Origin of the sequence: Nocardia sp. NRRL WC-3656, assembly GCF_000720265.1 — a bacterium.
Lineage (GTDB): Bacteria > Actinomycetota > Actinomycetes > Mycobacteriales > Mycobacteriaceae > Nocardia > Nocardia nova.
The window spans coordinates 180778-194691 of record NZ_JOJF01000017.1; the positions used below are offsets into that span (position 1 = coordinate 180778).

Below are 13914 nucleotides of genomic sequence, written 5' to 3' on the forward strand. Positions count from 1 at the left end.
TCTTGCCGATTGTCAGGTTGCGGAAACATGCAGTATGCGTGCGGTTTTCGGACACCACCTCCAATTCGAACAAAAGGGACATAAAGCATGTGATGTGACGAAGGTCACATCGCTGTGCGCGGCCGGTGTGACTCGGTGGTGATTCGAAGCGCGTATCAGCGCCCGCGTTAGGGTGGCATCGTGCGATTGCTCGTAACCGGCGGAGCCGGATTCATCGGCGCGAACTTCGTCCATCACACCGTGGCGGATCGTCCGGACGTCCGTATCACCGTGCTCGACGCACTGACCTATGCCGGAAATCGCGCCTCGCTGGCGCCGATCGCGGATCGGATCGAGTTCGTACACGGCGATATTGCCGATTCCGGTCTGGTGGACCGCCTGGTCTCCACAGCCGACGCGGTGGTGCATTTCGCGGCCGAATCGCACAACGACAATTCGCTGGCCCGGCCGCGGTCGTTCGTGCAAACCAATATCGTCGGCACGTTCACCCTGCTGGAGGCCGTGCGCAAATACGATGTGCGCTACCACCACATCTCGACCGACGAGGTCTACGGCGACCTCGAAGCCGACGATCCGGCGTTCACCGAGGACACCCCTTACCAACCGTCCAGCCCGTATTCGGCGACCAAGGCCTCCAGCGATCTGCTGGTCCGTGCGTGGGTGCGCTCGTTCGGGGTGCGGGCGACGATCTCCAACTGCAGCAACAACTACGGGCCGTATCAGCATGTGGAGAAATTCATCCCGCGCCAGATCACCAATCTGATCGACGGGGTGCGACCGCGCCTCTACGGTGCCGGACATCAGATCCGGGACTGGATTCACGTCACCGATCACAATCGCGCGGTGTGGGAGATTCTCGAGCGCGGGCGCATCGGGCAGACCTATCTGATCGGCGCCGACGGTGAACTGGACAACCGGACCGTGGTGGAGTTGCTGCTCGCCGAATTCGGCCGGGACCCCGGCGATTTCGACCACGTCACCGATCGGCCCGGGCACGATCAGCGCTACGCCATCGATGCCACCCTGCTGCGCACCGAACTGGGCTGGCGGCCGCATTACGGCGATTTCCGGGCCGGACTGGCCGCGACCGTCGCCTGGTACCGCAACAACGAGGCGTGGTGGCGCCCGCAGAAGGAACACACCGAACGCGCGTACGCGGCGGCCGGCGAAAAGGTGCTCTAGCCCCAGATCAGGACGTTGTATTTGATCGCGGCCGTGGTCAGTGCCACCACGGTCGCGACCACCACCGTGATCGCGGGGCCGCGTACCGGCGTCACGCCGCGGGAATCGCTCAGGCGCAACGGCATCCACCGCAGCAGCACCGCGAATCCGGCGATCGCCAGCGGCACGAAATAGCGCCCCTGCACGCCGTCGATCATCCAGTAACCCACGGGCGTGAAGGACATGTATAGCGTCACGTAGATCATCGCCACACTGGCCAGTACGGTGAGCGCGACGATCCAGGTGCGCCACCGGTTACCGGTCAGCCGATCCGCGATTCCGACGCTCACCGCCAATGCCAGCAGGCAGGCCAGGATCGACAGCGCGGGAACGTCCACATAGGCGAATCCGAGCTCGCCGAAGAATTGGGTGAACCATTTCTCGTCCCGGTACCAGATGCTGTCACCGAACGTATTGGCGAAATGCACCGGATTCGAAAGAATTTCGTGCAGCTGATCGCCCGGACGCACCGAATGCCATTCCGCCGGCTTGCGCATCAGCCCCATACCGTCGCCGGTCGGCGCGGCGATCTTCATCCATACCGCGAACAGGATCGCGCCCAGCGCCGCGAAACACCACGGCAGCCAGCGCAGCACCTTCCCGAAGCCGTACTGCCGGGCGGGAATCAGCACCACCAGCATGGCGAGGATGACGTAGGTCGGCTTGCTCAGCGGCAGCGCCAGCGTCGCCGCCAATGCGGCCGCCACCTCCGGCTTCGTCAGCCGGGTGTCGAGGAAGACGCCCTTCACCACCAGGCACGACACCAGGACGGCCAGGGCGTTGGTGACGGTGTCGGCGGTGACCGTACCCGCCTGGAACAGGGCGATCGGCAGCACCGCGACCGTGAAGGCCAGCCACTGGATCCGGAACGCTCGCAGCGCCCGCAGCGCGAATGCCACGATCATTAGATAGGCGAGCAATCCGGCCAGCCGGGTGAGCAGCACCGTATCGCCGACATCGAGCCCGACGGCCTGCGCCAGCCGAATGCCCACGGCCGCGGGCACATACGGCAGCGGGGAGTAGGCGGCGGTATTGGTGAACCACATCTGCTTGGTCGCGGTCGTGGTCACCGGCGCGGAACCCAGCCGGTCGTAGGCGGTTTCGTCGGCGGCGAGCGGGGCCGGCTCGGTCGGGTGACGGTTGTAGTCGGTGAAGGCGTAGCCCATCAGCCCGTCGATGCTCAACGGGATCTGGCCGCCGTAGGAGACGCCGCGGTCGTCGGTGATCCGTTCGGGGGTGAACCCACCGTGCGCCACCTGATACGCGCGGCCGAACTGTGTGATCTCGTCATGACCCCAGAACGGCGGCGTGATGGTCGCGAACACGATGCCGAAGACGCCGGCCACCAGGACGAATGCGGCCGCGGCCGGTCCGAGATGGCGTGCGACGGGGGACCAGGCGCGCCGGAGTGGACCCGCGGGCCGTCGCTCCTCGGCGGCCCGGCTGCTTCCGCGGCTCACCTCGTCGCGCGTCGGCTGTTCGGTATCGGCTTCGCCGGTCACAGCGCCGGGGTCGGAGGCCTGCCTGTCGGAGGCCTCCTTGTCGGCCTGGGTCGTCATCAGTGTGCCTGCCGGACCTGCTCGGGCGTGTCGACGCCGACGGCCGAATACCGCAGGTACATCAGGCGGGCGGCCTCGTGCCGGGACCGGCGGATGCCGTCGAGGATCAGACCGGCGGTCCACGCCAGGCTGCCCAGCAGCAGCAGCGTGAAGCCGAGGAACAGCGTCGGGAACCGCGGGACCTGATGGATTTCGTAGAACTGGATCACGATCGGCACGATCAGAATGATCGAGATCAGCCAGGCCAGCGTCCCGAACAGCCCGTAGAACGCGACCGGGCGTTCGTGCCGGGCCAGGCCGAAGATCAGGCCCAGGATCTTGAATCCGTCGTGGTAGGTGCGCAGCTTGGACTCACTGCCCTCCGGCCGATCGCGGAATCCCACCCGCACCGAGGTCTGCGGCACCCGCAGATGCAGCGAATGCACCGTCAATTCGGTTTCGATCTCGAATTCGCGCGACACCGCGGGGAAACTCTTCACGAAGCGACGGGAGAACACCCGGTAGCCGGAGAGCATATCTTCGACGTTCTCGCCGAACACCTTGCCGACCACGCCGTTGAGCACGCGGTTACCGGCTTCGTGGCCCGCGCGGTACGCCTGCGTGCCCTCGTCCTCTTTCCGCACGCCGAGGACGTGGTCGTAGGGGCCGGACAGCAGCGCCTCGATCATCTTCGGAGCGGCGAAGGCGTCGTAGGTGTCGTCGCCGTCGATCATCAGGTAGACATCGGCCTCGATATCGGCGAACGCGCGCCGGACCACGTTGCCCTTGCCCTTGACGGTCTCGGTGCGCACGATCGCGCCCGCCTCGCGGGCACGTTCGGCGGTGGCGTCCGTGCTGCGGTTGTCGTAGACGTAGACGTCGATGCCCGGCACGGCAGCCTTGAGGTCCGTGACGACCTTGGCGACCGCAGCCTCCTCGTTGTGGCAGGGCACGACTGCGGCGATGCGAAGCTCGGTGGGGTTCACCCCGTCAATCCCTCATTTGATCGGCCGATGAAATACGGAACACCGGGAGGGTACAGGTCGGCGCCCGACTCGCGCCCGCTAACCCTCACTGTGTCGGCTGCGGGCCGGTGTGCCCGCCCCGACCTGGCGCCCTGTGGCTCCGCTGTGAGCCGCCCGAACACACCCGCGGCGAGCCGCACTCCCACCTGCATCACGCGGTGGGGAACCCGGGTGCGGTACCGTCGCCGGGTGGCCAGCAGTGAGACGGCGACCGAACCGGTCGACCGAACCGGCGATAGCTTGCGACACAAGGTCGTCACCGCCTTGCGGCAGGGATCGGCCTTTCTGGTGGTCGGCGCGATCGGCTTTCTCGTCGACGCCGGAACCTACAATGTGCTGGTCTTCTGGGGCGGCGACGGCGTTCTGAATCAGGCGCCGCTGCTTGCGAAGATCATCTCGATTCTGGTGGCCACGGTGGTCACGTATTTCGGCAACAAATGGTGGACTTTCGCGCACAAGCAAGGCGGCAGTCCCGCTCGCGAATATCTGCTGTACACCGTTTTCAATGTGGTTGCCATCGGATTGCAGCTCGGGTGTCTCGGATTCTCCCGATATGTGTTGCACCTGTCCTCCCCGCTGGCGGACAACATCTCCGGCACCCTGATCGGCCAGATCGTGGCGGTGGGTTTCCGCTACTGGGCCTACGACACTTTCGTCTTCGCCGAGTCCCGCTCGGATCGGGATTTGCGGGACACCCGCACCCGGTCGGGCCGGTGATCGTGCTTCGCAATTGTCGATCACCGGCCCTCCGGTCGAACTCCGCGACATGAGACGGACATAATGGGTATCGCTCGCACCGAGCCCGCACTTGACCGCGCCCGCGCCGTATTCGGCGCCATCGGACACTGTTTACGAGGGATTCCACCATGGATCAGTCGGCTGGCCAGGCCGTGACCGCAACCGAGAACGATCCGCGGATCGCCGAGCCCGCACCCGGCGCCCTGCGGACCGAGCACCGCGCCCCCGACCGCCTGGTTCTGGCCCGCGGCATCTTCACCGGCCCGGCGCCCAAGATCAGCGACGAACTGTATGCGGTGGTCAAGGGCAAATCGCATCGCGAACGGCTGTCGCTGCGGCTGGAAAAGGGCGCGCACGCCCACACCAACACCTATTTCGGCCGGTTCGCGGCCAGCTACTGGCAGCGCTGGACGACGGTGACCGAGGTCGAGGTCTCGATGCGGGTCGCGGTCGGCGACCGGGCCCGGATCCGGCTGGCCGCCTCCGATATCGCCGGGCACCGGCGCATCATCGACTCCGCGGACGTGGATTCCGACGGGACGGTCACCCTGCGGGCCCCGCTGGATCAGTACGTGGACGGCGGTGCGCTGTGGGTCGAATTCGATGCTGTCGGAGGCGAACTCGCGATCGGTGAGCTCACCTGGACCGCCGCCGCTCCGGATCGGGTCCGCCCGGTCGCGATCGCGATCTGCACCTTCAACCGGGCCGAGGACTGCGCGCACACGGTCGCCGCACTCGCCTCGGACCCGGAAGTGCTGGCCGCCATCGACGCGGTGTACGTGGTCGACCAGGGCACCGACCTGGTCTCGGACCGGGAGCTGTTCCAGCAGACGCAGCCGCTCTTCGGTGACAAACTGCGCTACATCCGGCAGCCGAATCTCGGCGGTGCGGGCGGATTCACCCGCGGGCTGTACGAGGTGTCGGCGGCGAACGAGCACGCCGACGTCATCCTGATGGACGACGACATCCTCTGCGAGCCCGAAACGGTGTTGCGGCTCAACGCCTTTGCCAATCTCACGGTGGAGCCGACGCTGGTCGGCGCGCAGATGCTGTTCCTGCTGAACCCCGACTATCTCAACGTCGGCGCCGAGGAGGTGCACCTGAACGAGCTGCGGCACGGTCAGAAGGTGTCCAAGGCGTTGCGCAACACCAGCATGCTCAAGCGCAATCAGGAGCGCCGCGTCGACGCCGGCTACAACGCCTGGTGGACCTGCCTGATCCCGGCCGAGGTGGTGGCCCGGATCGGACTGCCGCTGCCGATCTTCTTCCAGTGGGACGACGTCGAATACGGCGTCCGCGCCCGCGAGGCGGGATTCGTGACCGTGACGCTGCCGAATGCGGCGGTCTGGCACGCGGACTTCTACTGGAAGGATTTCGACGACTGGGCACGCTACTTCAGCATGCGCAATTCGCTCATCGTCAGCTCCATGCACACCGATCTCGATCCGAAGGCGGTGACCCGCAAGCTGTTCCGTGAGATCGCGGAATACCTGGTGGGTATGCAGTACGGCCTCGCGCACACCACGCTGCAGGGCATCGAGGACTTCCTGCAGGGCCCGAAGATTCTGCGCGACGGCGGAATTCAGGCTTTGGCCACCGCTCGCACCAGCCGCGCCGACTACGGCGAGACCAAGAAGCACGCGGCCGCGACCGCACCGGTCCGGCAGTCGGATGTCCAGCTCCGCCGCGCCGGCGGTGAACCGAGCCGCCCGCTGCTGGTGCTGGTCAAGCGCGCGATCCAGCAGTGGACCGGGCGTACCCAGCACGGCGTCGTGGGCGTCACCCGCGAGGATGCGCACTGGTGGCACCTGGCGCTGTTCGACCACGTCGTGGTCACCGACGCCTCCCAGTCCGGCGTGCGAATCCGGCAGCGCGACAAGGAGAAAGCGCGCGCCCTGCTGCTGCGCACCCTCCGAGTCCTGCGCCGGCTGCGCCGCGAACTCCCGGAGCTGAGCCGGCAGTACCGGGCGGCCGCGCCGGAACTGACCAGCCGCGAGAACTGGGAACGGCTGTACGGCATCTGATTCGCGTGCCCGCCCGGTACGTCACCGGGCGGGCCTCGGCGAATTCGCCGCGTTCAGCGGCCGAACGAGCCCGTCGGAGGCGGCGGTGGATTGTTGTCGACCACCGCGCCGAGATATCGGTACGAGGTCGGGTAGGTCGGCTCCGGAGGGTCCGGGACGAACCGCATCGGCGGCTGGTTCCAGGTGCCGTCGGGTTGCATTTCGGGCGGCGGGGTCTCCCAGTGGCCCGGGCCGCTCACCAGCGGGCATCCGTCGTTGATGCGGGCGTCACCGTGCGGCGGCACCCACGCCGTGCCCCGGGCGGTGCCACCCATACCCGAGCACACCACCTCGGCATCCACCCGGTAGGTGTCGTCGTTGTCGTTGTGACAGCCGGCCCGGTCGCAGAACACACCGGGTGAGACCTCGACGGCCGATGCTCCGGCCGCGCCCCCGATCAGCGTGCTCGCGGCGACGGCCGATACGACCGCGACGCCGAAAATCCAGCGGTACCCCATCGCGAATCAACTCCCCTCGATATCGCTGCCGGGAACTCTACCCCGCACGGCCGAAAACCGTTGTGGCATTTTCGCACTCCTGTCGACAGCCCGACCCGAGCACCAACCTATCGGCGTCGGATCGGGCTGTCGGTAGTGGCAACACCACTGTGTTCGCGGAGTGCGGACCGGCTTACAGGAACAGGTCCGTGCTCAGCGGGCCGTCACCGGGGACCACGCGGTACTTGTCCAGATCGGTGATGCCGTGCGCGTTCAGCACCTCGTCGTCGATGAAGAAGTTGCCGGTGGTGTCCTTGGCGGGAGAGGTGAGGACCAGGTACGCGGCGTCGGCGTAGATGTCGGGGGTGCGGGAGGTCTGGACCATTTCCTCACCGCCGAGCAGATTGCGGACCGCGGCGGTGGCGATCGTCGTGCGCGGCCACAGCGAGTTGACACCGATGCCGTACTTGCGCAGCTCCTCGGCCAAACCCAAAGTGGTGAGCGACATTCCGTACTTGGCGATGGTGTAACCCAGCGAGCTGCCCGCCCACTTCGGGTCCAGGTTCAGCGGCGGCGACAGGGTGAGGATGTGCGGGTTGCGGCCGGCCTCGGCGGATTCGCGCAATGCGGGGATGCTGGTCTTCGACAGCAGGAAACTGCCGCGGCAGTTGATGTCCTGCATCAGGTCGTACTTCTTCATCGACAGCGTTTCGGTCGGCGACAGATCGATCGCCGAGGCGTTGTTGACGACGATATCGATTCCGCCGAACTGCTCGACGGTTTGACGCACGGCTTCGGCGACGCCCTCGTCGTCGCGCACATCGCCGACGAACTTGTGGACCCGACCGCCCGCGGCCTCGAGCTCCTCGGCCGCGGTGTGGATCGTGCCCGGCAGTTTCGGATGCGGCTGGTCGGTCTTGGCGATCAGCGTGATGTTCGCACCGTCGGCGGCGGCCCGCTTGGCGATCTCCAGGCCGATACCGCGGCTACCACCCGACATGATCATGGTGCGGCCGGCCAGTGGCTTACCAGCTTCGGTCATATCCCTGCTCCCATCTGTGCGATCACCCCGGGCTCCATGATCGGCGATGCCGTGAAGGCCGGGGTGCTGAACTACCCGATTCGCACAGTAGGGCACCGAGCGAGGCTATGCAACCAGTTGCATAGCCGGTCACCGCCGATGGCGACGAGGATCACGTTCCTTGTACATTCGCCGCTGCGATTTGCTGATGTCGCGCCACACCCGCTCTCGTTCGGCCCGCAACCGCGCATCGCTGCGGGCGGCGAGCCGCTCGTTCTCGCGCTGCAATTTGCGATAGCTGTCCAGTCGTCGCTGCGGCAGTTCGCCGCTCCGGATGGCCGCGAGGATCGCGCATCCGGGTTCGGTGCGGTGGTCGCAGTCGGAGAATCGGCACTGCGCTGCCAGCGATTCGATATCGGTGAAGGTCCGGGCCAGACCCTGTTCGGCATCCCACAGACCGATCGCCCGCAGCCCCGGCGTGTCGATCAGGGTTCCGCCGCCGGGAATCGGCCGCAACTCGCGATGCACCGTGGTGTGCCGCCCGCGCTTGTCCGAGGCGCGAACCCCGTCCGTCGCGAAGACTTCCTCGCCCAGCAGCGCATTCGCCAGGGTCGACTTGCCGGCGCCGGACGATCCGATCAGCGCGACCGTTCCGGCCGCCACCGCGCGTAGCACATCCATACCGGCGTCGGTCGTTGCCGAGACGGCCAGCACCGCCGCCCCCGGCGCGGCGGCACGCACCTCGGACAGCGAAATATCCGGCGCCAGATCGCATTTCGTCAGCACCACCAGCGGCTGCGCACCGGACTCCCAGACCAGGGCCAGCATCCGCTCGATGCGACCCAGGTCGATCTCGCCGTCGGCGGCGACACAGATCGCGACGGTATCCACATTGGTGGCCAGCACCTGCGCGTCGGAACGTCCGGATACCGTCGCGCGCTGCAGAATCGTGCGGCGCGGCAACAACTTTCGTACCGTGAACGCCGGGCCGGCGGTCGTTTCGGCCGGTGCGACGGCGACCCAGTCACCGGTACACAGGCCGTTGATGTTGGTATCCGCCCGCGGACAGTCGGCGCGCGCGAGCCCGTCGGGCGTCGCGACATCGCATTCACTGCGATCCATCCGGATCACGCGGGCCGGGACCCAGCCGGTATCGAGCAGTCCTGTGTACGCGGCGGAGAGGTCGGCGGTCCAGCCGTAAGGAATGAGACGGTCGTAATCGACCATGAGGGGAGACATCCTTCGTCGGGCACCGAGCCCGTGAAGGGCTCAGTGCATGGGGAGAAGAGTGGAAATACGTACGGCGAAGCGCTTCTCGGTCTGATACCGGGCTCCGGCCGCGACAATCCGACTGTCGACGTTCACGTATTCCACCTCCTCGACCCTCTCGTGTCTCGCTACTCGGTTCGGTCGCGTGCGCGACCGGATGTACAAACGATGACAGCCCGCCGCGCGGGCCGCAACGTATTTTCCGGGCCTACGTCTTCCCGGGCTGCGCGATCAGAGCGAGCAGGCGATCAGCAACTGCAGCAGGATGAACACCCCGACCACGCCGAGGCTGATGTAGGACACGATCGCACCCGGCGCGGCCTGCGGCACCGGCCCGATCGCACCGTTGATGAAGGCGATCGCGGGCGATTTGTAATACACGTGGGTGCTGTGGCCCTCGGCGACCGGCACGGTCGTCTCGGCCGGTCCCATATCCCACAGCCACTTGGTCGCCACTCGCACGTGGTGCTGCCCGGGACCGACCGGAATGTGGGTTTGTCCCCACTTCGCCATCGGCACCTCCATGCCGTTGACGATGATCTTCGGGCCGGTCAGCGCGAGCAGGAATCCCAGCGGGAAGTACGAGGCGTCGACGACGATGCCCTGCGGTCCGGGCTGCGGCTGGAACTGCACCGCCGGGCCGTAGGCCCCGTATTGGCCTTGCGGCGCAACGGGATTGGGCGCACCGTAGGGCGCCGGCCCGCCGTTGAACTGCTGCTGACCGGGATACGGTTGCGCCCCGTACGGATTCGCCGGCGGCTGACCGTAGGGCTGCGGCGGAGCCGGGGGAGCGCCCCACCCCGGCGCCTGATGCGGCTGGGACACGTTGTGCGGCTGGGGAATATGTGGCTGCGAGCCCGCGTGCGGCTGCGGATATCCCGGTGCGGCAACGGCTCCGCTACCGCCGTGCGGCGGCGGCGCGCCATAGGGACCATTCGGCTGCGGAGGGGGATACGGCTGTGCACCGTTCGGTTGGAATGGTTGCCCATAGGGTGGCTGCCCACCGTAGGGGTTGCTCACAGCCGTTACCTCCTCATGCGAAAAGCACTGATCTAACCGGGTTTATGGAACTGCTCGCGTCGCCCCAGACGCCGCAGCCGCAACCATTCTCGCAGACCGGCCGGATCTTTTTGCTGTACGAGGAAGAACCAGGAGAACCGTGCCCATTCCTGGGGTAGCAGTTTCCGCATCCCGGGCTGTGCCATCAAATAGCCACGGTTGCGGTAGGTGAAATAGCGTTTGACCGGATCGTCCGGATATTGGGTGTGCATGCGGCCACCCAGAATCGGCTTGAATTCCGCCGACCCGTTCGGGTGCAGATACGCCGTCTGCAAACAGGTTCCGAACGGCAGGCCCGAGCGCACCAGCCGCCGGTGCACCTCCACCTCGTCGCCGCGCACGAACAGCCGCAGATCCGGCACGCCGATCACCTCGAGCGCCTCGGCGGAGATCAGGGCGCCGTTGAACAGCGACGCGATACCGGGCAGGAAGTCCTCGTCACCGAGTTCGGATCGCAGCCGTCGCCACACCACGCCGCGGCGCAGCGGAAATGCCAGCCGATCCGGATCGTCGATATCGGCCACCACCGGCGAGACCTCCGAAAGGCCGTGGCGCTCGGCGCAATCGAGCAACTTCTCGAGGACGTCCGGACCCTCGGGGCGGCCGTCGTCGTCGGCCAGCCACACCCAGTCCGCGCCCATGGTCAGCGCGTGCAGCATGCCGAGGGCGAAGCCGCCCGCACCACCCAGGTTGTGTTCGGAACCCAGATAGGTGGATTCGATCGGCTGTTCTTCCACCAGCTCGCCGACCTCGGGCTCGTTGCCGTTGTCGATGACGATCAGATGGTCGATCGGGCGGGTCTGCGCAGCGAGCACCTTCAGCGATTCGCTCAGCAGTTCCCGGCGTTTGTGGGTCACGACCACCGCGATGATCCGGGCCACTCCGCTGTCCGCGGACGAGGCCGCCTGATCATTCATGTCCATATCCTTGTTCTCCGGGACATGCCCCCTCCGCGCTCGACCGCCCATGTCCGGGTCTGCGGCGGTGGTCATGCGGGATTGCGTTCGAGTTCGAGCTCACGCAGGATCTGCTTCACGTGATCGCCCGCCTCGGGGCCCTCGTACGCGCGGACCACATCCTCGATATCACCCTGCATGCGCAGCGTGCCGTGGTCGATCCACATTGCGGTATCGCACAATTGGGCAAGGAATTCGTTGGAATGACTGCAGAACACCAGGATTCCGGAGCGCGCCACCAGATCGCGCAGCCGGTTGCGGGCCTTCTTCATGAATTCCGCGTCGACCGCGCCGATACCCTCGTCCAGCAGCAGGATCTCCGGATCGATCGAGGTCACCACGCCCATCGCCAGCCGCACCCGCATACCCGTGGAATAGGTGCGCAGCGGCATGTTCAGGTATTCACCGAGTTCGGTGAAGTCGGCGATCTCGTCGACCTTGGCGAGCATCTGCTTGCGGGTCTGGCCGAGGAACAGCCCGCGGATGATGATGTTCTCGTAGCCGGAGATCTCCGGATCCATACCGACGCCGAGGTCGAACACCGGTGCCACCCGGCCACGCACGCGCGCACTGCCGCGGGTGGGCTCGTAGATTCCCGAGAGCAGCCGCAGCAGCGTCGACTTCCCGGCGCCGTTGTGGCCCACCAGGCCGACCCGGTCACCCTCCTTCAGCGACAGCGTGATGTCGCGCAGCGCCTCGACCACGACCACATCGGACTGATTGCGGCCGATGGATCCGCCGGCCTTGCCCAGGAACGCCTTCTTCAGCGACCGTGACTTGGCGTCGAAGATGGGAAACTCCACCCACGCCTGGTGGGTTTCGATGCTTACTCCGGTCATAACGTCCTCTACACCCAGTACGGCACGCGGGAACGGTATTGCTTCAACGCCAGGATCGCCACCGCCCAGCCGACCACGGTGATCACACCGACGACCAGCCACGACCGCACCTGCACCGGATCGCCGAGCAGGGGTGCGCGCACGATCTCGAGATAGTGGTAGGTCGGCACCAGCTCGACCAGCTTGGCCCGCTCGCTCACCGCCCCACCCTGGTCGTGCAGCGACTTCGTGGTCCACATGACCGGAGTCAGCACGAACAGCATCAGGGTCATGCTGCCCAAAATCGGGGCGATGTCGCGGTAGCGGGTGGAGAAGATGCCGAAGACGATCGACACCCACGCCGAATTCAGGAACACCAGCACGATCGCCGGAATCGCCAGCAGCACGGACCAATCCAGATGTTCCCAGACGCCGAAGGCCACCAGCATGACCAGATAGATCACGATGTTGTGGGCGAAGAACAGGAACTGCCGCCACACCAGCCGATAGACGTGAACGCTCAGCGCCGAGGGCAGCTGTTTGATCAGCCCCTCGTTGGCGATGAACACGTCCGAGCCCTCGAGGATGCTGGCGTTGATCACGTTCCAGATGATCAGGCCGACGGTGACATACGGCAGATACGTCCACAGGTCCTGATTCAGGATCGCCGCGTAGAGAACACCCATCGCGGCCGCCTGCACGCCGGTGGCGATGGTGATCCAGAACGGGCCGATCACCGATCGCCGGTAGCGCTGCTTGATGTCCTGCCAACCCAGCTGTAGCCACAGCTCACGCTGAGTGAACCCCTCGCGGAGGTCTTTGAAGGCCCGCGGGAATGTTTGCGCATCCGACATCAGGGGCACCGTGGCGTCGGCCGGGCGTTCGGCTGTGGCCGAATCGGCAGGGGCAGCTGCTGGCACAGTGCACGACTGTAGCGCAGAGCCGATCCCCGCCGGTGGGGGCACGAGCCTATCCGATGATCAGCGGTGTTCAGAGGTACTGACCGCCTCCGGTGACCGATCCACCCTGTCCGCCCTCGCGCGGGATGTGCGCGCCCGGCGGCAGAGCGTGACGCATCTGCTCGAGCTGTGCGCGGGCCGCCATCTGCTGGGCGAACAGCGCGGTCTGAATACCGTGGAACAGACCCTCCAGCCAGCCGACCAGCTGTGCCTGGGCGATCCGCAGTTCCGCGTCGGACGGCACGGACTCCTCGCTGAACGGCAGCGCGAGCCGCTCGAGTTCCTCGCGCAGTTCGGGGGAGAGACCCTGCTCGAGCTCGTGCACCGAGGTCGTGTGGATCTCTTTGAGCCGGTTGCGGCTGGCATCGTCCAGCGGAGCGGCGCGTACCTCCTCGAGCAGCTGCTTGATCATGGTGCCGATCCGCATCACCTTCGCGGGCTGCTCGACCATATCGGCGAGCGACTCCTCGCCGCCGGTCTGCGCACCCTCGGCGGCGGTCTCGCCCTCGCCGACCACCTGCCCGGCGAACGGCGCCTCACCCTGGGCGCCGGCCGGAATGACCAGCGGCCGCCCCTCGGGTCCGATCACCACGATGGAATCCGGTGCTCCGTCCGATTGCGTCATGGCATCCATGATGTCTGCTTCCCGTGCCGAGCGCTAAGTGAACGACGCATCGCCCGGTGGGGGCCCGGTGCCGGAACGGGGTATGCGGTCCGATTTCGGGCGGAAGTATTCTGTTGCGGTTCTGTCCGCCTCGTGTGTGGTTCGGTTTGTGAAAGTCGGTTGCCATGTCGCGTGATATCGCATTG

13 protein-coding genes are annotated in these 13914 nt (G+C 66.4%); 3 read left to right on the plus strand and 10 right to left on the minus strand.

The window, feature by feature from the left end:
• Window positions 1-180: 180 nt before the first annotated feature.
• Complete coding sequence (gene rfbB, locus IG65_RS0121950; RefSeq protein ID WP_030516828.1) at window positions 181-1182, plus strand: dTDP-glucose 4,6-dehydratase; 1002 nt, start codon at window positions 181-183, stop codon at window positions 1180-1182.
• Here rfbB and IG65_RS0121955 read toward each other — a convergent pair.
• Together IG65_RS0121955 and IG65_RS0121960 are read right to left on the minus strand one after the other, a co-directional pair.
• Window positions 1179-2780: a DUF2142 domain-containing protein gene (locus IG65_RS0121955; protein ID WP_081879656.1), complete on the minus strand. Its 1602-nt coding sequence runs from the start codon at window positions 2778-2780 to the stop codon at window positions 1179-1181. The genes rfbB and IG65_RS0121955 overlap by 4 nt on opposite strands.
• Window positions 2780-3745 (minus strand): glycosyltransferase, encoded by a 966-nt coding sequence (locus IG65_RS0121960; protein ID WP_030516830.1) that lies wholly within the window; start codon window positions 3743-3745, stop codon window positions 2780-2782. The genes IG65_RS0121955 and IG65_RS0121960 overlap by 1 nt, the downstream gene beginning before the upstream one ends.
• A 228-nt stretch (window positions 3746-3973) precedes the next feature.
• Here IG65_RS0121960 and IG65_RS0121965 point away from each other — a divergent pair, with 228 nt between their 5' ends.
• The gene (locus IG65_RS0121965; RefSeq protein WP_051756625.1) at window positions 3974-4501 is read left to right on the plus strand and encodes a GtrA family protein; all 528 of its coding nucleotides are present in this window, start codon (window positions 3974-3976) and stop codon (window positions 4499-4501) included.
• Between the two features lie 149 nt (window positions 4502-4650).
• On the plus strand, window positions 4651-6546 hold the full coding sequence (locus tag IG65_RS0121970) for a glycosyltransferase (RefSeq protein ID WP_081879657.1): 1896 nt from the start codon (window positions 4651-4653) through the stop codon (window positions 6544-6546).
• Between the two features lie 53 nt (window positions 6547-6599).
• Here IG65_RS0121970 and IG65_RS0121975 read toward each other — a convergent pair whose 3' ends face one another.
• The 8 genes from IG65_RS0121975 to IG65_RS0122015 all read right to left on the minus strand — a co-directional run bounded on the left by IG65_RS0121975 (window position 6600) and on the right by IG65_RS0122015 (window position 13729).
• On the minus strand, window positions 6600-7043 hold the full coding sequence (locus IG65_RS0121975; protein WP_030516833.1) for a hypothetical protein: 444 nt from the start codon (window positions 7041-7043) through the stop codon (window positions 6600-6602).
• A gap of 172 nt (window positions 7044-7215) precedes the next feature.
• On the minus strand, window positions 7216-8064 hold the full coding sequence (locus tag IG65_RS0121980) for an NAD(P)-dependent oxidoreductase (protein WP_030516834.1): 849 nt from the start codon (window positions 8062-8064) through the stop codon (window positions 7216-7218).
• A gap of 129 nt (window positions 8065-8193) precedes the next feature.
• Window positions 8194-9270, minus strand: coding sequence for a ribosome small subunit-dependent GTPase A (rsgA, locus tag IG65_RS0121985; RefSeq protein WP_030516835.1), 1077 nt, complete (start codon window positions 9268-9270; stop codon window positions 8194-8196).
• Between the two features lie 273 nt (window positions 9271-9543).
• Window positions 9544-10137 (minus strand): hypothetical protein, encoded by a 594-nt coding sequence (locus IG65_RS0121995; protein WP_228796174.1) that lies wholly within the window; start codon window positions 10135-10137, stop codon window positions 9544-9546.
• A 227-nt stretch (window positions 10138-10364) separates the two neighbouring features.
• Entirely contained in the window at window positions 10365-11288 is a 924-nt protein-coding gene (locus tag IG65_RS0122000; RefSeq protein WP_051756650.1) for a glycosyltransferase, read from the minus strand.
• A gap of 71 nt (window positions 11289-11359) precedes the next feature.
• A complete protein-coding gene (locus tag IG65_RS0122005; RefSeq protein ID WP_030516838.1) occupies window positions 11360-12166 on the minus strand; it encodes an ABC transporter ATP-binding protein in 807 nt (268 codons plus the stop codon).
• 8 nt (window positions 12167-12174) lie between these two features.
• A complete protein-coding gene (locus tag IG65_RS0122010; protein WP_051756627.1) occupies window positions 12175-12999 on the minus strand; it encodes an ABC transporter permease in 825 nt (274 codons plus the stop codon).
• 136 nt (window positions 13000-13135) lie between these two features.
• On the minus strand, window positions 13136-13729 hold the full coding sequence (locus IG65_RS0122015) for a bacterial proteasome activator family protein (protein WP_030516840.1): 594 nt from the start codon (window positions 13727-13729) through the stop codon (window positions 13136-13138).
• Window positions 13730-13914 lie beyond the last annotated feature (185 nt).

What these genes read in the sequence shown, in the direction of transcription:
- IG65_RS0121955 (WP_081879656.1), bottom strand. Translation starts at nt 2,780, where the DNA reads ATGACGACCCAGGCCGACAAGGAGGCCTCCGACAGGCAGGCCTCCGAC.
- IG65_RS0121970 (WP_081879657.1), top strand. Translation starts at nt 4,651, where the DNA reads ATGGATCAGTCGGCTGGCCAGGCCGTGACCGCAACCGAGAACGATCCG.
- IG65_RS0121975 (WP_030516833.1), bottom strand. Translation starts at nt 7,043, where the DNA reads ATGGGGTACCGCTGGATTTTCGGCGTCGCGGTCGTATCGGCCGTCGCC.
- IG65_RS0121980 (WP_030516834.1), bottom strand. Translation starts at nt 8,064, where the DNA reads ATGACCGAAGCTGGTAAGCCACTGGCCGGCCGCACCATGATCATGTCG.
- rsgA (WP_030516835.1), bottom strand. Translation starts at nt 9,270, where the DNA reads ATGGTCGATTACGACCGTCTCATTCCTTACGGCTGGACCGCCGACCTC.
- IG65_RS0122000 (WP_051756650.1), bottom strand. Translation starts at nt 11,288, where the DNA reads ATGAATGATCAGGCGGCCTCGTCCGCGGACAGCGGAGTGGCCCGGATC.
- IG65_RS0122005 (WP_030516838.1), bottom strand. Translation starts at nt 12,166, where the DNA reads ATGACCGGAGTAAGCATCGAAACCCACCAGGCGTGGGTGGAGTTTCCC.
- IG65_RS0122010 (WP_051756627.1), bottom strand. Translation starts at nt 12,999, where the DNA reads ATGTCGGATGCGCAAACATTCCCGCGGGCCTTCAAAGACCTCCGCGAG.
- IG65_RS0122015 (WP_030516840.1), bottom strand. Translation starts at nt 13,729, where the DNA reads ATGACGCAATCGGACGGAGCACCGGATTCCATCGTGGTGATCGGACCC.